This is a genomic window from Escherichia sp. MOD1-EC6819 (assembly GCF_002965765.1).
Taxonomy (GTDB): Bacteria; Pseudomonadota; Gammaproteobacteria; order Enterobacterales; family Enterobacteriaceae; genus Escherichia; species Escherichia ruysiae.
This window is the reverse complement of record NZ_PTRG01000009.1, coordinates 244,300-263,565: the sequence shown is the minus strand read 5'-3', so window position 1 is coordinate 263,565 and position 19,266 is coordinate 244,300. Positions and strand designations below refer to the sequence as shown.

14 protein-coding genes and 1 pseudogene are annotated in these 19,266 nt (G+C 49.6%); 11 read left to right on the top strand and 4 right to left on the bottom strand.

What is annotated here, in order from left to right:
- Positions 1-127: pseudogene (locus A7Z06_RS22325) on the top strand (hypothetical protein); the annotation flags it as partial.
- A gap of 122 nt (positions 128-249) precedes the next feature.
- On the opposite strand, the gene pflA reads toward A7Z06_RS22325, so the two are convergent.
- The 4 genes from pflA to ycaO all read right to left on the bottom strand — a co-directional run bounded on the left by pflA (position 250) and on the right by ycaO (position 6,542).
- Positions 250-990 (bottom strand): pyruvate formate lyase 1-activating protein, encoded by a 741-nt coding sequence (gene pflA, locus A7Z06_RS15175; protein WP_000111043.1) that lies wholly within the window; start codon positions 988-990, stop codon positions 250-252.
- A gap of 191 nt (positions 991-1,181) precedes the next feature.
- Positions 1,182-3,464 (bottom strand): formate C-acetyltransferase, encoded by a 2,283-nt coding sequence (pflB, locus tag A7Z06_RS15170; RefSeq protein WP_001292822.1) that lies wholly within the window; start codon positions 3,462-3,464, stop codon positions 1,182-1,184.
- A 54-nt stretch (positions 3,465-3,518) separates the two neighbouring features.
- Positions 3,519-4,376 carry a formate transporter FocA gene (gene focA / locus A7Z06_RS15165; RefSeq protein ID WP_000642547.1) on the bottom strand — a complete coding sequence of 286 codons (858 nt, stop codon included), beginning with the start codon at positions 4,374-4,376 and terminating at the stop codon, positions 3,519-3,521.
- Positions 4,377-4,781: 405 nt separating this feature from the next.
- On the bottom strand, positions 4,782-6,542 hold the full coding sequence (ycaO, locus tag A7Z06_RS15160; protein ID WP_010344476.1) for a 30S ribosomal protein S12 methylthiotransferase accessory factor YcaO: 1,761 nt from the start codon (positions 6,540-6,542) through the stop codon (positions 4,782-4,784).
- 129 nt (positions 6,543-6,671) lie between these two features.
- Between ycaO and A7Z06_RS15155 the strand changes: the two genes are divergently transcribed.
- From A7Z06_RS15155 to lpxK, 10 genes are all read left to right on the top strand, one after another.
- Positions 6,672-7,364 (top strand): DUF421 domain-containing protein, encoded by a 693-nt coding sequence (locus A7Z06_RS15155; RefSeq protein ID WP_000642857.1) that lies wholly within the window; start codon positions 6,672-6,674, stop codon positions 7,362-7,364.
- A 197-nt stretch (positions 7,365-7,561) separates the two neighbouring features.
- Positions 7,562-8,650 carry a 3-phosphoserine/phosphohydroxythreonine transaminase gene (serC, locus tag A7Z06_RS15150; protein ID WP_000057126.1) on the top strand — a complete coding sequence of 363 codons (1,089 nt, stop codon included), beginning with the start codon at positions 7,562-7,564 and terminating at the stop codon, positions 8,648-8,650.
- A gap of 70 nt (positions 8,651-8,720) precedes the next feature.
- A complete protein-coding gene (gene aroA / locus A7Z06_RS15145) occupies positions 8,721-10,004 on the top strand; it encodes a 3-phosphoshikimate 1-carboxyvinyltransferase (RefSeq protein WP_000445176.1) in 1,284 nt (427 codons plus the stop codon).
- Between the two features lie 168 nt (positions 10,005-10,172).
- The gene (ycaL, locus tag A7Z06_RS15140; protein WP_010344473.1) at positions 10,173-10,937 is read left to right on the top strand and encodes a metallopeptidase YcaL; all 765 of its coding nucleotides are present in this window, start codon (positions 10,173-10,175) and stop codon (positions 10,935-10,937) included.
- A gap of 172 nt (positions 10,938-11,109) precedes the next feature.
- Positions 11,110-11,793 carry a (d)CMP kinase gene (gene cmk / locus A7Z06_RS15135; protein WP_000125014.1) on the top strand — a complete coding sequence of 228 codons (684 nt, stop codon included), beginning with the start codon at positions 11,110-11,112 and terminating at the stop codon, positions 11,791-11,793.
- 110 nt (positions 11,794-11,903) lie between these two features.
- The gene (gene rpsA, locus A7Z06_RS15130; RefSeq protein WP_000140327.1) at positions 11,904-13,577 is read left to right on the top strand and encodes a 30S ribosomal protein S1; all 1,674 of its coding nucleotides are present in this window, start codon (positions 11,904-11,906) and stop codon (positions 13,575-13,577) included.
- Positions 13,578-13,736: 159 nt separating this feature from the next.
- On the top strand, positions 13,737-14,021 hold the full coding sequence (ihfB, locus tag A7Z06_RS15125; RefSeq protein WP_000167328.1) for an integration host factor subunit beta: 285 nt from the start codon (positions 13,737-13,739) through the stop codon (positions 14,019-14,021).
- Positions 14,022-14,227: 206 nt separating this feature from the next.
- Complete coding sequence (locus A7Z06_RS15120) at positions 14,228-16,492, top strand: ComEC family protein (RefSeq protein ID WP_000705671.1); 2,265 nt, start codon at positions 14,228-14,230, stop codon at positions 16,490-16,492.
- Positions 16,493-16,528: 36 nt separating this feature from the next.
- Positions 16,529-18,277, top strand: coding sequence for a lipid A ABC transporter ATP-binding protein/permease MsbA (msbA, locus tag A7Z06_RS15115; RefSeq protein WP_000551251.1), 1,749 nt, complete (start codon positions 16,529-16,531; stop codon positions 18,275-18,277).
- On the top strand, positions 18,274-19,260 hold the full coding sequence (gene lpxK / locus A7Z06_RS15110; protein WP_000570520.1) for a tetraacyldisaccharide 4'-kinase: 987 nt from the start codon (positions 18,274-18,276) through the stop codon (positions 19,258-19,260). The genes msbA and lpxK overlap by 4 nt, the downstream gene beginning before the upstream one ends.
- The last annotated feature ends 6 nt before the right edge of the window (positions 19,261-19,266 follow it).

Here is a 19,266-nt window from a genome sequence, read left to right as displayed (position 1 = left end):
CGATATCCAGCAGGCGAAAGATTATGCGCCAAGCCATTTCCTGCTCTACGTGCGGTATTCCGCCGCCGGATGGCAGGGCGACATGGATTTACCGCCGCAGCCGCTGATACCTTACGCCGACTGGTAACGAGGTAGAATCAGAAGGTTAAATCTCGGAAATTAAGTCTAGTAAATCAGCGTCGAGCATGTTCTCAACGCTGATTTACTCATTACTACTAAAGGAAGGGACCCAGGTCGAAATATGATGTTTTAGAACATCACCTTATGACCATATTGCTCAAGAATCCCTTTTACGCGCTCCATGGTTTCTTTTTTCGGTGGTTTCACACCGTCGAGTTTGTACTCTTCGCCCATCGCCACCCACTTATGTTTGCCTAACTCATGGTAGGGGAGGAGCTCGATTTTTTCGACGTTACCCATATCGCGAGTAAATTCACCGAGGCGATGAGCTGAATCGTCATCGTCAGACCAGCCAGGTACTACGACATAACGTATCCAGACTTTCACATTTTTGTTCGCCAGATATTTAGCAAACTCGAGTGTACGATGGTTGGAAACGCCCACCAGATTCTGGTGGATTTCGTCGTTCATCTGTTTGAGATCAAGCATTACCAGGTCGGTCACTTCCAGCAGTTCATCAATTACTGGATCGTAACGACGAACAAAACCGTTAGTGTCGAGACAGGTATGAATGCCTTCTTTTTTGCAGGCGCGGAACCAGTCGCGAACGAACTCGGCTTGCAGGATTGCTTCACCACCGGATGCGGTAACGCCGCCGCCGGAAGCGTTCATAAAGTGGCGATAGGTCACCACTTCCTTCATTAAATCTTCAACGGTAACTTCTTTACCGCCATGCGTGTCCCAGGTGTCGCGGTTATGACAATACAGGCAGCGCATCAGGCAGCCCTGGAAAAAGGTGATAAAGCGAATACCTGGACCGTCTACGGTTCCACAGGATTCAAAGGAGTGAATGCGACCAATAACTGACATTGCGGTGTTTCTCCAGATGTGGCCCATCTGAGGCCGTGTTGGTGCGCAGCTCGAAGGCTACGTCGAGTCTGTTTTGGCAGTTACCTTAAAGTATAGATAGCTGACAAAAAAGGCTCTCTTGCTAAAAAAGGCCCCACTTTCGTGGAGCCTTTATTGTACGCTTTTTACTGTACGATTTCAGTCAAATCTAATTACATAGACTGAGTGAAGGTACGAGTAATAACGTCCTGCTGCTGTTCTTTAGTCAGCGAGTTGAAACGTACTGCGTAGCCAGATACACGGATGGTCAGCTGCGGATATTTTTCCGGGTTTTCCATCGCGTCGAGCAGCATTTCACGGTTCATCACGTTAACGTTCAGGTGCTGACCACCTTCGATGGATGCTTCGTGGTGGAAGTAACCATCCATCAGACCTGCCAGGTTGGTCTTACGAACTTCGTCGTCTTTACCCAGTGCGTTCGGAACGATAGAGAAGGTGTAGGAGATACCATCTTTAGCGTAGGCGAACGGCAGTTTAGCAACGGAAGTCAGAGACGCTACAGCACCTTTCTGGTCACGACCGTGCATCGGGTTAGCACCCGGTCCGAACGGCGCGCCAGCACGACGACCGTCTGGGGTGTTACCCGTTTTCTTACCATACACAACGTTAGAAGTGATGGTCAGAACAGACTGAGTCGGGATAGCGTCACGGTAGGTGTGCAGTTTCTGAATTTTCTTCATGAAACGTTCTACCAGATCAACAGCCAGGTCATCTACACGCGGATCGTTGTTACCAAACTGCGGGTATTCGCCTTCGATTTCGAAGTCGATAGCCAGACCGTCTTCGTCACGAATCGGTTTAACTTTCGCATATTTGATTGCAGACAGGGAGTCAGCAGCAACGGACAGACCAGCGATACCACACGCCATGGTGCGGATAACGTCACGGTCGTGCAGCGCCATCAGAGAGGCTTCGTAGCTGTACTTGTCGTGCATGTAGTGGATGATATTCAGTGCAGTGATGTACTGTTTAGCCAGCCAGTCCATGAAGTGATCCATGCGCTCCATCACTTCATCGTAGTTCAGGACGTCGCCTTTGATCGGTTCAGATTTCGGACCAACCTGCATTTTCAGTTTTTCGTCAACGCCGCCGTTGATTGCGTACAGCATGGTTTTCGCCAGGTTTGCACGCGCACCGAAGAACTGCATTTGTTTACCAACGATCATCGGGCTTACGCAGCAAGCGATAGCGTAGTCATCGTTGTTGAAGTCCGGACGCATCAGGTCATCGTTCTCATACTGCAGAGAAGAGGTGTCGATGGACACTTTAGCGGCGAATTTCTTGAAGTTCAGCGGCAGTTTTTCAGACCACAGAATGGTCATGTTCGGTTCCGGAGACGGACCCATGGTGTACAGGGTGTTCAGGAAACGGAAGCTGTTTTTGGTAACCAGGGTACGACCGTCGAGGCCCATACCACCGATAGATTCGGTTGCCCAGATCGGGTCGCCAGAGAACAGTTCATCGTACTCCGGAGTACGCAGGAAGCGAACCATACGCAGTTTCATGACCAGGTGGTCAACCATTTCCTGCGCTTCTTGTTCGGTGATCTTGCCAGCTTTCAGGTCGCGTTCGATGTACACATCCAGGAAGGTGGAAGTACGACCGAAGGACATTGCAGCACCGTTCTGAGACTTAACAGCAGCCAGGTAGCCGAAGTAAGTCCACTGGATAGCTTCCTGAGCGTTGGTAGCCGGACCAGAGATGTCGTAGCCGTATTTAGCAGCCATTTCTTTCATCTGACCCAGAGCGCGGTGCTGTTCAGCGATTTCTTCGCGCAGACGGATGGTCTGTTCCAGGTTTACGCCGTTTTCCAGATCAGCCTGCAGAGAGGTGAACTGTGCCAGTTTGTCTTTCATCAGGTAGTCGATACCGTACAGCGCAACGCGACGGTAGTCACCGATGATACGACCACGGCCATAAGCATCTGGCAGGCCGGTCAGAACACCGGATTTACGGCAACGCAGGATGTCCGGAGTGTAAACGTCGAACACGCCCTGGTTGTGAGTTTTACGGTATTCAGTGAAGATTTTTTTGATCATCGGATCCAGTTCGCGGTTGTACGCTTTGCAGGAACCTTCGATCATTTTGATACCACCGAACGGGATAAGAGCACGTTTCAGCGGAGCTTCAGTCTGCAGACCAACGATTTTCTCAAGCTGCTTGTTGATGTAGCCAGCGTCGTGAGAAGTGATGGTGGAAGCAACAGCGGTGTCAAAGTCAACTGGCGCGTGAGTGCGGTTTTCCAGTTTAACGCCTTCCATTACTTTGTCCCACAGGGTGGTGGTCGCTTCAGTAGCGCCAGCCAGGAAGGACTCGTCACCCTCGTACGGAGTGTAGTTTTTCTGAATGAAGTCACGGACGTTTACTTCATTCTGCCAGTCACCTTTGGTAAAACCTTCCCAGGCTGTGGCTAACTTTTCATTAAGCTCGGACATGTAACACCTACCTTCTTAAGTGGATTTTTTATTTACTGCGTACTTCGACAACCATTAATGGTTGTCGTTTTCACGCAGGTAAATGACCCAGTATGTCAACCCAACCAACAAACCACCGCCGATAATATTACCGATCGTAACCGGAATCAGGTTATCAGTGATGAAGTTCATCACGGTCAGGTGAGAAAAATTTTCCGGTGCAGAACCGACAGCGGTCCAGAATTCCGGAGATGCGAAGTCGCGGATTACAATACCCATCGGGATCATAAACATGTTTGCGATACTGTGCTCAAAACCGCTGGCAACAAACATCGCGACCGGCAGCACCATGATAAACGCTTTGTCCATCAGGCTGCGGCCAGAATAGCTCATCCATACTGCCAGGCATACCATCAGGTTAGCCAGGATACCGAGGCAGACAGCCTCAATAAAAGTATGGTGTACTTTGTGGTCGGCGGTTTGTAGGACGTTTAGTCCCCATTGACCATTTGCGGTCATATACTCGCCGGAAAGCCACATTAAAAGCACAAATAACAACGCGCCGACCAGGTTGCCAAAATAGACGTTCAGCCAGTTTTTCGCTAACTGACCCCAGGTGATGCGCCCACTCGCCTTGGCAACAACAATCAACACTGTAGAAGTAAAGAGATCGGCTCCGCAGACAACACAAAGAATCAGCCCCAGAGAGAAGCAAATGCCGCCAACCAGTTTAGCCATGCCAAAGGGCATTGTGCCTGTGCCAGTAGTTGCTGTGATATAGAAGACGAATGCGATTGAGATGAAAACACCGGCGGTAATCGCCAGATAGAAAGTCTTAAGCGGATGTTTCGTTGCTTTATAGACACCTGCCTCTTCGGCCACTTTGGCCATTGCTGCAGGAAGTAAAAGATCAAAAGGGTTGTCAGCTTTCACACTAACTCTCTCTTTATTAAGTCGGCGACGAGATACTAACAAAGCATTATAGATGAGAAATTGATATAGATCATATCTCGCCTGGCTTATAGGCCCGTAACTCGCATGGTTTTTATGCAAATACGGAGTAAATATTTGATTATCCAAATAAAAATAAATTTTAAAAATTAACAAATGAGTTGAATTTTTTCCACATCCTCCGCTAAAACAGTTAATTAAAAGGGAGCATCAGACAAATAAAGTAACAATATCGATCGTATTTACTAAATACAAATTACCGATATTTAACTTTATAATTACAATTATTTTATTAATGCAAATATATGTAAAGCGGGGCATTAAAAAAACGCCCCGTAATATAACTCAGCCGAATCATTAAGCCTACATTGCGTAGGCTATTTGATTTTATTTTGCCCAGAATGCCGCTTTGGCACGCTGCAGCTTTTCGTAGGCTTTTAACAGCGACTGATGCGCCGCAAACGCGTGCAGATCGCTATCTACCGGTTGCAGGCCATAAAACGCCGCTTCGCCACTCATTGCCGCACTGGCTGCTTCTACCGCGTCTGCGCCGTACATACGAACGAAGGCATTCAGATATTGCAGCGGCTGGCGATCTTCTTCCTGCGCCAGCAATAACAATGTTTGCAGGCATCGATAATAGTTGGCGCGTTCCGGACTGAACACCGATGAGTTAAATTCCATCGTCCATTCAGTCCAGACCAGAGCTTGTTCCAGATCGCCGCCAGCCAGTGCCAGCATTGCTTTTAATTCACCGATACGCAGGGTATACCAACCGTTATCTGACCCGGTCGCCAGACCTAACAGCTCACGCACGCGGGTAAAGTCATCAAAACCTTCTTCATCCAGTTGCTCGATGAGGTTCAGGTAATCTTCTTTTTCCCACTCGCTGCCTGGTAGCGAAAGAATCGTTTCACGTAAATGGCTGCCCATACTGTTATTTGCCAGCCACAGATCTTCTGCCGGATAAATATCGGACATACCAGGTACGATAATGCGGCAAGCATAAACGCCCAGATGCTCGTAATCGGCAATATAAACTTCTTTATCCTCTTTGTTGAAGATAGCCATCAGCGTGGCGAACTCTTCTTCAGTGGTGCCAGAGAAATTCCAGTCCACAAACGGATAATCGGCATCTTGTTTGAAAAGATCCCAGGAGATCAAACCGCTGGAATCGATAAAGTGCGTTTCGAGGTTAGTATGTTCGGCGACTTCTTCATCATCGAAGGTCGGCGGAGTAAACACATCCAGATCTTTCAGGCCACGACCCTGCAGCAGCTCGGTCACGGTACGTTCCAGTGCAACGCCAAAATCAGGATGCGCGCCGAAGGAGGCAAAACAAGTGCCATTGGTCGGGTTGAACAGTACGACGCAGATCACTGGATACTGACCGCCAAGCGAGCCGTCATAAGCAAAGATTGGGAAACCTTCCGCTTCCAGTGTTTCGATCGCTTCAACTACAGCCGGATAACGTGCAAGCACCTCTGCCGGGATCTCCGGCAAGCTGATGCTTTCAGCAATAATGCGGTTTTTCACGTAGCGTTCGAAAACTTCGGACAACCCCTGAACGCGCGCCTCGTTGCGGGTATTGCCAGCGGACATACCATTGGAAACGTACAGGTTACCGATAATATTCATCGGAATATAGACGGTCTGATTGTCAGACTGGCGCGTAAACGGCAGGCCACATATACCGCGATCGTCATTACCGGATTGCAGATCAATCAGCATACTGCCGGTCAATTCATTTTCCGGGTCGTAAAATGCGCGCAGACGGTCATCAAGCAGGCCTTCCGGCACATCATCGTTTTCGGTTAGTGGAAACCATTTTTCGTTGGGATAATGGACGAACGAACCGTTGGCGATAGTTTCGCCCAGCCAGAAATCAGCAAAAAAGTAGTTGGTTGAGAGACGCTCGAAATATTCACCCAGAGCAGAAGCCAGCGCCGCTTTTTTGGTTGCGCCTTTACCGTTGGTAAAACACAGCGCGCACTCTTTGTCGCGAATATGTACAGACCAGACGTTAGGCACCGGATTCAGCCAGGAAGCTTCTTCAATCTGAAAACCGAGGTCGGAGAGTTTTTGCTGGAAGCGAGCGATGGAATCTTCCAGGGCGGCATCTTTGCCGGGGATAAATGTTTGTGTCATGAAAATCACTTTAGTCGTACGGAAAGCGCGCAATAATACGGGTTTTATCTCAAAGGCGCTATCACCGCCGCCACGCCGGTGAACTGTTGACTATGCTTTTAGCGGATAAATTACGATAAGAGCATAAAAATGAAGGCGTTCGATCTCCACCGTATGGCATTCGATAAAGTGCCGCTGGATTTTCTTGGCGAAGTCGCTCTACGCAGTCTCTATACCTTTGTACTGGTCTTTCTGTTTCTTAAAATGACAGGTAGGCGTGGAGTGCGGCAAATGTCGCTGTTTGAAGTGTTAATCATTCTGACACTGGGGTCGGCAGCAGGGGATGTGGCGTTTTACGACGATGTGCCGATGATCCCGGTGCTTATCGTCTTCATTACCCTGGCGTTGTTATACCGCCTTGTGATGTGGCTGATGGCGCACAGTGAGAAACTGGAAGATCTGCTGGAGGGCAAGCCGGTTGTCATTATTGAAGATGGCGAACTGGCCTGGTCGAAACTCAATAACTCCAACATGACGGAATTTGAGTTTTTTATGGAGCTGCGACTGCGTGGTGTAGAACAACTGGGACAGGTACGCCTGGCTATTCTTGAAACCAACGGTGAAATCAGCGTCTATTTCTTTGAAGATGACAAGGTGAAGCCGGGGTTACTTATTTTACCCAGTGATTGTACCCAGCGTTATAAAGTGGTGCCGGAGTCGGCGGACTATGCCTGCATCCGTTGCAGTGAAATCATTCACATGAAGGCGGGTGAAAAACAATTATGTCCGCGCTGTGCAAATCCAGAATGGACGAAGGCAAGTCGGGCAAAACGAGTGACCTGACAGCAAAAATATCGGTTTTTTTCCAATAATCCGAGATTTTCTATTGTGTGACGCGTACCGCATTTTTGCTCTCAACGGTTTTACCCATTGCGATGCGTGTCACTGAATGATAAAACCGATAGCCACAGGAATAACGTATTACCTGCGGTCGCAATCGATTGACCGGGGTTAATAGCAACGCAACGTGGTGAGGGGAAATGGCTCAAATCTTCAATTTTAGTTCTGGTCCGGCAATGCTACCGGCAGAGGTGCTTAAACAGGCTCAACAGGAACTGTGCGACTGGAACGGTCTTGGCACGTCGGTGATGGAAGTGAGCCACCGTGGCAAAGAGTTCATTCAGGTTGCAGAGGAAGCCGAGAAGGATTTTCGCGATCTTCTTAACGTCCCCTCCAATTACAAAGTATTATTCTGTCACGGCGGCGGTCGCGGTCAGTTTGCTGCTGTACCTCTGAATATTCTTGGTGATAAAACCACCGCAGATTATGTTGATGCCGGCTACTGGGCGGCAAGCGCCATCAAAGAAGCGAAAAAATACTGCACGCCAAATGTGTTTGACGCCAAAGTGACTGTTGATGGCCTGCGCGCGGTTAAGCCAATGCGTGAATGGCAACTCTCAGATAATGCTGCTTATATGCATTACTGCCCGAATGAAACCATCGACGGTATCGCCATCGACGAAACGCCAGACTTCGGCAAAGATGTGGTGGTCGCTGCCGACTTTTCTTCAACGATTCTTTCCCGCCCGATTGATGTCAGCCGTTATGGCGTGATTTACGCTGGCGCGCAGAAAAATATCGGCCCGGCTGGCCTGACGATCGTTATTGTTCGCGAAGATTTGCTGGGTAAAGCAAATATCGCCTGCCCGTCGATTCTGGATTATTCCATCCTCAACGATAACGACTCCATGTTTAATACGCCGCCAACATTTGCCTGGTATTTATCTGGCCTGGTCTTCAAATGGCTAAAAGCGAACGGTGGCGTGGCTGCAATGGATAATATCAATCAGCAAAAAGCAGAACTGCTGTATGGCGTGATTGATAACAGCGATTTCTACCGTAATGATGTGGCGAAAGCTAACCGTTCGCGGATGAATGTGCCGTTCCAGTTAGCAGATAGTGCGCTTGACAAGCTGTTCCTCGAAGAGTCTTTTGCCGCTGGTCTTCATGCTCTGAAAGGTCACCGTGTAGTCGGCGGAATGCGCGCTTCTATTTATAACGCGATGCCGCTGGAAGGCGTTAAAGCTTTGACAGATTTCATGGTTGAGTTCGAACGTCGTCACGGCTAATGTCTAAAATTTGCTTAATCCCCACAGCCAGACTGTGGGGTTTTTATTTCGGTTGTAGAGAGTTGAGTTCATGGAATCCCTGACGTTACACCCCATCGCCCGTGTCGATGGCACTATTAATCTGCCTGGTTCCAAGAGCGTTTCTAACCGCGCTTTATTGCTGGCGGCATTAGCACACGGCAAAACAGTATTAACCAATCTGCTGGATAGCGATGATGTTCGTCATATGCTGAATGCGTTGCAGGCATTGGGAGTGAGCTATACGCTTTCTGCCGATCGTACGCGCTGCGAAATCATCGGTAACGGCGGTCCATTACATGTGGAAAATGCGCTGGAGTTGTTCCTGGGTAATGCGGGAACAGCGATGCGTCCGCTGGCGGCGGCACTTTGTCTGGGAAGCAATGATATTGTCCTGACGGGTGAGACTCGCATGAAAGAGCGCCCGATTGGTCATCTGGTGGATGCGCTGCTCCAGGGCGGGGCGAAAATTACTTACCTGGAACAAAAGAATTACCCACCGCTGCGTTTACAGGGGGGGTTTGTGGGGGGCAACGTAGAAGTCGATGGCTCCGTTTCCAGCCAGTTCCTCACCGCACTGTTAATGACCGCGCCGCTTGCGTCGGAAGATACGGTGATTCGTATTAAAGGTGATCTGGTTTCTAAACCTTATATCGACATCACGCTCAACCTGATGAAGACGTTTGGTGTTGAAATTGAAAATCAGCACTATCAACAATTTGTCGTAAAAGGCGGGCAGTCTTATCAGTCTCCGGGTACTTATTTGGTCGAAGGCGATGCATCTTCAGCTTCTTACTTCCTGGCAGCAGCAGCAATCAAAGGCGGCACTGTAAAAGTGACCGGCATTGGACGCAACAGTATGCAGGGTGATATTCGCTTTGCTGATGTGCTGGAAAAAATGGGCGCGACCATTTGCTGGGGCGATGATTATATTTCCTGCACGCATGGTGAACTGAACGCCATCGATATGGATATGAACCATATTCCCGATGCGGCGATGACCATTGCTACAACGGCGCTTTTTGCGAAAGGCACCACCACGCTGCGCAATATTTATAACTGGCGCGTAAAAGAGACGGATCGCCTGTTTGCGATGGCAACAGAGTTGCGTAAAGTCGGTGCGGAAGTAGAAGAGGGACATGATTTCATTCGCATTACGCCGCCGGAAAAACTGAACTTTGCCGAGATAGCCACTTATAACGATCACCGGATGGCGATGTGTTTCTCGCTGGTGGCCTTGTCAGATACGCCGGTGACAATTCTTGACCCAAAATGTACGGCCAAAACATTTCCGGATTATTTCGAGCAACTGGCGCGGATTAGCCAGGCTGCCTGAATAAACGATGGGCAATAAATAGCCAAATCTTTCTTTATCAAAACGTCGACACATTGTCGGCGTTTTTTTTCGGACATTGTGAACCATTTTTATTGATGGTAGCGTTAACTGTCAATGTAAGTTGTTGATACATAATATTTATATATGATTAATCAACGGATGATTCACATGAAGAATACTAAATTACTGCTGGCGATTGCGACCTCTGCAGCATTGCTGACGGGGTGTCAGAATACGCATGGTATTAATACCGATCTGGCCATCAGCTCCGGTTTAAATGCCTATAAAGCTGTAACGTTAAGCGATGCCGATGCAAAAGCGATTGCCAATCAGGGCTGTGCCGAAATGGACAGCGGCAATCAAGTCGCAAGTAAATCCAGCAAGTACGGTAAACGTCTGGCAAAAATCGCTAAAGCATTGGGTAACAATATTAACGGCACGCCGGTCAACTATAAGGTTTATATGACCAGCGACGTCAACGCATGGGCGATGGCGAACGGCTGTGTTCGTGTCTACAGTGGCCTGATGGACATGATGAACGACAACGAAATTGAAGGGGTTCTGGGCCATGAACTGGGCCACGTCGCATTGGGACACTCGCTGGCTGAAATGAAAGCCTCTTATGCGATTGTTGCCGCACGTGATGCGATTTCCGCCACCAGCGGTGTTGCTTCCCAGCTTTCCCGTTCACAATTAGGTGATATCGCAGAAGGCGCTATCAATGCTAAATACTCCCGCGATAAAGAGTCTGAAGCAGATGATTTCTCCTTTGATCTGCTGAAGAAACGTGGCATCAGCACCCAGGGACTGGTCGGTAGCTTTGAAAAACTGGCCAGCCTGGATGGCGGTCGTACCCAGTCCATGTTTGACTCTCACCCACCATCAACAGAGCGTGCGCAACACATCCGTGATCGTATCGCCTCTGGTAAGTAAATCATTGTCATCTTTCGGGCTGGTCTTCTGCCAGCCCGCTATAATTGCGCAATAAATCCCCATCTGAATACAGACAAAACTGGTTTTTGCACACAACGTTAACGATTTGTGGCGCCGACGCGTATAATGCGCGCGGTTATGTTAACGGTACGCCTGTTTTAAGGAGATAAAGATGACGGCAATTGCCCCGGTTATTACCATTGATGGCCCAAGCGGTGCAGGGAAAGGCACCTTGTGTAAGGCTATGGCGGAAGCGTTGCAATGGCATCTGCTGGACTCGGGTGCAATTTATCGCGTACTGGCGCTGGCGGCATTACATCACCATGTTGATGTGGCGTCAGAAGACGCTCTGGTGCCGCTGGCATCCCACCTGGATGTACGTTTTGTGTCAACCAATGGCAATCTGGAAGTGATCCTCGAAGGGGAAGATGTCAGCGGTGAAATTCGTACTCAGGAAGTGGCGAATGCCGCTTCACAAGTCGCGGCATTCCCACGCGTTCGTGAAGCATTATTGCGTCGCCAACGTGCGTTTCGCGAATTGCCGGGCCTGATTGCCGATGGCCGCGACATGGGAACAGTGGTATTCCCTGATGCGCCAGTGAAAATATTCCTTGACGCCTCTTCGGAAGAACGTGCGCATCGCCGAATGCTACAGTTGCAGGAGAAGGGCTTTAGTGTTAACTTTGAACGCCTTTTGGCCGAGATCAAAGAACGCGATGACCGCGATCGTAACCGAGCGGTAGCGCCACTGGTTCCGGCAGCCGATGCTTTAGTGTTGGATTCCACCACCTTAAGCATTGAGCAAGTAATTGAAAAAGCGTTACACTACGCGCGCCAAAAATTGGCTCTCGCATAAGCGACCGAATTTGCAGTACCCCCGTTGCAATGGAATGACAGCGGGTATGTTAAACAACCCCATCCGGCACGGAGCCAGGTGGACGTTAAATATAAACCTGAAGATTAAACATGACTGAATCTTTTGCTCAACTCTTTGAAGAGTCCTTAAAAGAAATCGAAACCCGCCCGGGTTCTATCGTTCGTGGCGTTGTTGTTGCTATCGACAAAGACGTAGTACTGGTTGACGCTGGTCTGAAATCTGAGTCTGCCATCCCGGCTGAGCAGTTCAAAAACGCCCAGGGCGAGCTGGAAATCCAGGTAGGTGACGAAGTTGACGTTGCTCTGGACGCAGTAGAAGACGGCTTCGGTGAAACTCTGCTGTCCCGTGAGAAAGCTAAACGTCACGAAGCCTGGATCACGCTGGAAAAAGCTTACGAAGATGCTGAAACTGTTACCGGTGTTATCAACGGCAAAGTTAAGGGCGGCTTCACTGTTGAGCTGAACGGTATTCGTGCGTTCCTGCCTGGTTCTCTGGTAGATGTTCGTCCGGTGCGTGACACTCTGCACCTGGAAGGCAAAGAGCTTGAATTCAAAGTAATCAAGCTGGATCAGAAGCGCAACAACGTTGTTGTTTCTCGTCGTGCCGTTATCGAATCCGAAAACAGCGCAGAGCGCGATCAGCTGCTGGAAAACCTGCAGGAAGGCATGGAAGTTAAAGGTATCGTTAAGAACCTCACTGACTACGGTGCATTCGTTGATCTGGGCGGCGTTGACGGCCTGCTGCACATCACTGACATGGCCTGGAAACGCGTTAAGCATCCGAGCGAAATCGTCAACGTGGGCGACGAAATCACTGTTAAAGTGCTGAAGTTCGACCGCGAACGTACCCGTGTATCCCTGGGCCTGAAACAGCTGGGCGAAGATCCGTGGGTAGCTATCGCTAAACGTTATCCGGAAGGTACTAAACTGACTGGTCGCGTGACCAACCTGACCGACTACGGCTGCTTCGTTGAAATCGAAGAAGGCGTTGAAGGCCTGGTACACGTTTCCGAAATGGATTGGACCAACAAAAACATCCACCCGTCCAAAGTTGTTAACGTTGGCGATGTAGTGGAAGTTATGGTTCTGGATATCGACGAAGAACGTCGTCGTATCTCCCTGGGTCTGAAACAGTGCAAAGCTAACCCGTGGCAGCAGTTCGCGGAAACCCACAACAAGGGCGACCGTGTTGAAGGTAAAATCAAGTCTATCACTGACTTCGGTATCTTCATCGGCCTGGACGGCGGCATCGACGGCCTGGTTCACCTGTCTGACATCTCCTGGAACGTTGCAGGCGAAGAAGCAGTTCGTGAATACAAAAAAGGCGACGAAATCGCTGCAGTTGTTCTGCAAGTTGACGCAGAACGTGAACGTATCTCCCTGGGCGTTAAACAGCTCGCAGAAGATCCGTTCAACAACTGGGTTGCTCTGAACAAGAAAGGCGCTATCGTAACTGGTAAAGTAACTGCAGTTGACGCTAAAGGCGCAACCGTAGAACTGGCTGACGGCGTTGAAGGTTACCTGCGTGCTTCTGAAGCATCCCGTGACCGCGTTGAAGACGCTACCCTGGTTCTGAGCGTTGGCGACGAAGTTGAAGCTAAATTCACCGGCGTTGATCGTAAAAACCGCGCAATCAGCCTGTCTGTTCGTGCGAAAGACGAAGCTGACGAGAAAGATGCAATCGCAACTGTTAACAAACAGGAAGATGCAAACTTCTCCAACAACGCAATGGCTGAAGCTTTCAAAGCAGCTAAAGGCGAGTAATTCTCTGACTCTTCGGGATTTTTATTCCGAAGTTTGTTGAGTTTACTTGACAGATTGCAGGTTTCGTCCTGTAATCAAGCACTAAGGGCGGCTACGGCCGCCCTTAATCAATGCAGCAACAGCAGCCGCTTAATTTGCCTTTAAGGAACCGGAGGAATCATGACCAAGTCAGAATTGATAGAAAGACTTGCCAACCAGCAATCGCACATTCCCGCTAAGACGGTTGAAGATGCAGTAAAAGAGATGCTGGAGCATATGGCCTCGACTCTTGCGCAGGGCGAGCGTATTGAAATCCGCGGTTTCGGCAGTTTCTCTTTGCACTACCGCGCACCACGTACCGGACGTAATCCGAAGACTGGCGATAAAGTAGAACTGGAAGGAAAATACGTTCCTCACTTTAAACCAGGAAAAGAACTGCGCGATCGCGCCAATATTTACGGTTAAGTTTTCACTCAAACTTGAACGCGAGAAAAGCACCTGTCGGGTGCTTTTTTCATTTCTGTAATCTGGAACTGGAAGCTGCCTCGCAGAGTTTTGTGTAGTTTTCACCTTTCCGTTAAATTCTTCTGAACCCGTCTCGGGGAACGCAAAACTCCCGCCAGACAACCGTTCAACAAAGTTGCACACTTTCCAAAAACAGGGAGGGGTGCATGAAAATAACGACAGTCGGTGTATGCATTATTTGCGGAATTTTTCCGCTGCTGATTTTGCCGCAATTGCCTGGAACATTACCCCTTGCGTGTCTGACTGTCTTTGCCTGCGTACTGGCATTTATTCCTGTAAAAGCCGTTCGTTATTTCACGCTAACATTGCTGTTTTTCCTTTGGGGCGTATTGGCGGCAAAGCAAATTTTGTGGGCAGGAGAAACCTTAACTGGCGCGACGCAGGATGCAATTGTCGAAATTACTGCTACTGACGGCATGACCACTCATTACGCTCAAATTACCCATCTACAAGGTCGACGTCTTTTCCCTGCGCCAGGCATCGTGCTGTATGGCGAGTATCTGCCACAAGCGGTTTGTGCCGGACAACAATGGTCAATGAAACTCAGAGTTCGTGCGGTTCACGGTCAGCTTAATGATGGCGGCTTTGACAGCCAGCGTTATGCTATTGCCCAGCACCAGACTCTAACCGGGCGTTTTCTTCAGGCAAGAATCATTGAACCGGGGTGTAGTCTGCGGGCGCAATATCTGGCCTCTTTGCAAACGACCCTGCAACCTTATCTGTGGAAAGCGGTGATTCTTGGCTTAGGTATGGGTGAACGGTTATCTGTGCCTAAAGAAATCAAAGATATTATGCGCAATACTGGTACAGCGCATTTAATGGCTATATCGGGATTGCACATCGCTTTTGCGGCGTTGCTGGCAGCCGGGCTCATTCGCGTTGGGCAAATTTTCCTCCCTGGTCATTGGATCCACTGGCAGATGCCATTAATTGGCGGAATTTGCTGTGCCGCTTTTTATGCCTGGTTGACTGGTATGCAACCTCCGGCACTGCGTACTATCGTGGCGCTTGCAACGTGGGGAATGCTTAAGTTAAGTGGGCGACAATGGCGTGGCTGGGATGTCTGGTTATGCTGCCTTGCGGCAATATTACTAATGGATCCTGTTGCCATCCTTTCGCAAAGTTTGTGGCTCTCTGCTGCAGCGGTGGCGGCGCTGATTTTTTGGTATCAGTGGTTTCCCTGTCCGGTCTGGTCGCTGCCGCCAGTATTGCGCGCTATTGTTTCCTTCATCCATCTGCAACTGGGAATAACGCTTCTGCTCATGCCAGTGCAAATAGTCATATTTCATGGCATTAGCCTGACCTCGTTTATAGCAAATCTGTTCGCTATTCCCTTAGTGACATTTATCACGGTTCCGTTGATTCTCGCCGCGATGATAGTGCATTTAAGCGGACCATTAATCGTGGAACAAGGATTATGGTTTCTGGTCGACAGATCTTTGGCTTTACTTTTCTGGTTGTTAAAGAGCTTGCCGGAAGGATGGGTCAACATTGCTGAACGTTGGCAATGGATATCATTTTTTCCCTGGTTATTACTGGTAGGATGGCGACTAAACGCATGGCGAACGTTGCCTGCGCTGTGCGTGGCTGGAGGCATAATGATGTGTTGTCCATTGTGGCAAAAACCACGGTCTGACGAGTGGCAGGTGTATATGCTTGATGTCGGGCAAGGGCTGGCAATGGTAATTGCGCGAAACGGCAAAGCGATTCTCTATGATACGGGGCTCGCCTGGCCAGAAGGTGACAGCGGGCAACAACTGATTGTCCCCTGGCTACGCTGGCATAACCTTGAACCGGAAGGCGTCATTCTGAGTCATGAGCATCTGGATCATCGGGGAGGGCTGGACTCGATATTACGTGTCTGGCCGACGTTATGGGTCAGAAGTCCTTTAAACTGGGAACATCATCAGCCCTGTATGCGTGGTGAAGCGTGGCAGTGGCAAGGATTACGTTTTAGCGCACACTGGCCTTTACAAGGTAGCAACGATAAAGGAAATAACCATTCCTGTGTGGTTAAGATTGATGACGGAACGTATAGCATTCTTTTAACCGGTGATATTGAAGCATTCGCTGAACAAAAAATGCTAAGTCGTTACTGGCAACACGTGCAGGCAACATTACTTCAGGTGCCCCATCATGGCAGTAATACCTCATCATCATTGCCATTAATTCAGCGTGTGAATGGAAAAGTGGCACTGGCATCGGCATCGCGCTATAACGCATGGCGACTACCCTCCAGTAAAGTTAAAAGACGCTATCAACTTCAGGGATATCAATGGGTTGACACCCCGCATCAGGGGCAAATAACCGTCGATTTTTCAGCGCAAGGCTGGCAGGTACGCAGCCTAAGAGAGCAAATTTTACCTCGTTGGTATCATCAGTGGTTTGGCGTGCCAGTGGATAACGGGTAGAATATGCGGCTATTTCAACAAATGCTGGTTTTTTGAATGCATAACGACAAAGATCTCTCTACGTGGCAGACATTCCGCCGACTGTGGCCAACCATTGCGCCTTTTAAAGCGGGTCTGATCGTGGCGGGCATAGCGTTAATTCTCAACGCAGCCAGCGATACCTTCATGTTATCGCTCCTTAAGCCACTTCTCGATGATGGCTTTGGTAAAACCGATCGCTCCGTGCTGATGTGGATGCCGCTGGTGGTTATTGGGCTGATGATTTTACGTGGTATCACCAGTTATATTTCCAGTTACTGCATCTCCTGGGTATCAGGAAAAGTGGTAATGACTATGCGTCGCCGCCTGTTTGGTCACATGATGGGAATGCCGGTGTCATTTTTTGACAAACAGTCAACCGGGACTCTGCTTTCACGTATTACTTACGATTCTGAACAGGTTGCTTCGTCGTCTTCCGGCGCGCTGATTACGGTGGTGCGTGAAGGTGCTTCCATTATCGGTCTGTTCGCCATGATGTTCTATTACAGCTGGCAGTTGTCGATCATTTTGATTGTGCTGGCGCCGATCGTCTCGATTGCGATTCGTATCGTATCGAAGCGTTTTCGCAGCATCAGTAAAAACATGCAGAACACCATGGGGCAGGTGACCACCAGTGCAGAACAGATGCTGAAAGGCCACAAAGAGGTGCTGATTTTTGGCGGCCAGGAAGTGGAAACGAAGCGTTTTGATAAGGTCAGCAACAAGATGCGTTTGCAGGGAATGAAGATGGTATCAGCCTCTTCTATCTCTGACCCAATCATTCAGCTGATTGCCTCTTTGGCGCTGGCGTTTGTTCTGTATGCAGCGAGCTTCCCAAGTGTAATGGATAGCCTGACAGCAGGTACGATTACCGTTGTCTTCTCTTCGATGATTGCACTGATGCGTCCGCTGAAATCGCTGACCAACGTTAACGCCCAATTCCAGCGTGGTATGGCGGCCTGTCAGACGCTGTTTACCATTCTGGATAGTGAACAGGAGAAAGACGAAGGTAAACGCGAGATTGAACGAGCAATCGGCGACGTCGAATTTCGCAATGTCACTTTTACCTATCCGGGGCGTGAAGTTCCCGCTCTGCGTAACATCAACCTAAAAATTCCGGCAGGGAAAACGGTCGCTCTGGTCGGACGTTCTGGTTCAGGTAAATCAACAATCGCCAGCTTGATCACGCGTTTCTACGATATTGATGAAGGCGAAATCCTGATGGATGGTCACGATCTGCGCGAGTATACCCTGGCGTCATTGCGTAACCAGGTTGCACTGGTATCGCAGAATGTCCATTTGTTTAACGATACGGTTGCCAACAACATTGCTTACGCACGTACAGACCAGTACAGCCGTGAGCAAATTGAAGAAGCGGCGCGTATGGCTTATGCCATGGACTTTATCAATAAGATGGATAACGGTCTTGATACGGTGATTGGTGAAAACGGCGTGTTGCTCTCTGGCGGTCAGCGCCAGCGTATCGCTATCGCTCGAGCTTTGTTGCGTGACAGCCCGATTCTGATCCTTGATGAAGCCACCTCGGCGCTGGATACAGAATCCGAACGTGCGATTCAGGCGGCGCTTGACGAGCTACAGAAAAACCGTACCTCACTGGTGATTGCTCACCGTTTGTCTACCATTGAAAAGGCAGACGAAATTGTGGTCGTTGAGGATGGTGTCATTGTGGAACGCGGCACGCATAACGATTTGCTTGAGCACCGTGGTGTCTACGCGCAACTTCACAAAATGCAATTTGGTCAATGATCGAAAAAATCTGGTCTGGTGAATCTCCTTTGTGGCGGCTGTTGCTGCCACTCTCCTGGTTGTATGGTCTGGTGAGTGGCGCTATCCGTCTTTGCTATAAACTAAAACTGAAGCGCGCATGGCGTGCCCCGGTGCCAGTTGTGGTGGTCGGTAATCTCACCGCAGGTGGCAACGGGAAAACCCCGGTCGTTGTCTGGCTGGTAGAACAACTGCAAAAACGTGGTATTCGTGTTGGTGTTGTATCCCGGGGCTATGGCGGTAAGGCCGAGTCGTATCCGATGTTATTGTCGGCAGAGACCACCACAGCACAGGCGGGTGATGAACCGGTGCTGATTTATCAGCGTACTGGCGCGCCTGTTGCAGTTTCTCCCGTGCGTTCTGATGCGGTAAAAGCCATTCTGGCGCAACATCCTGATGTGCAGCTCATCGTAACCGACGACGGTTTACAGCATTATCGTCTGGCGCGTGATGTGGAAATCGTCGTTATTGATGGTGTGCGTCGCTTTGGCAATGGCTGGTGGTTGCCGGCGGGGCCAATGCGTGAGCGAGCGGGGCGCTTAAAGTCGGTTGATGCGGTAATCGTCAACGGCGGTGTCCCCCGCAGCGGTGAAATCCCCATGCATCTGCTGCCGGGTCAGGCGGTGAATTTACGTACCGGTACGCGTTGTGACGTTGCTCAGCTTGAACATGTGGTGGCAATGGCGGGGATTGGTCATCCGCCGCGCTTTTTTGCCACGCTGAAGATGTGTGGTGTGCAACCGGAAAAATGTGTGCCGTTGTCCGATCATCAGTCTTTGAATCATGCAGATGTCAGCGCATTGTTAAGTGCCGGGCAAACACTGGTTATGACTGAAAAAGATGCGGTGAAATGCCGGGGCTTTGCAGAAGAAAATTGGTGGTATTTGCCCGTTGACGCACAGTTTTCGGGCGCTGAGCCAGAGAAACTGCTCGCGCAACTTTCCTCGCTGGCTTCTGGCAACTAATTCGCA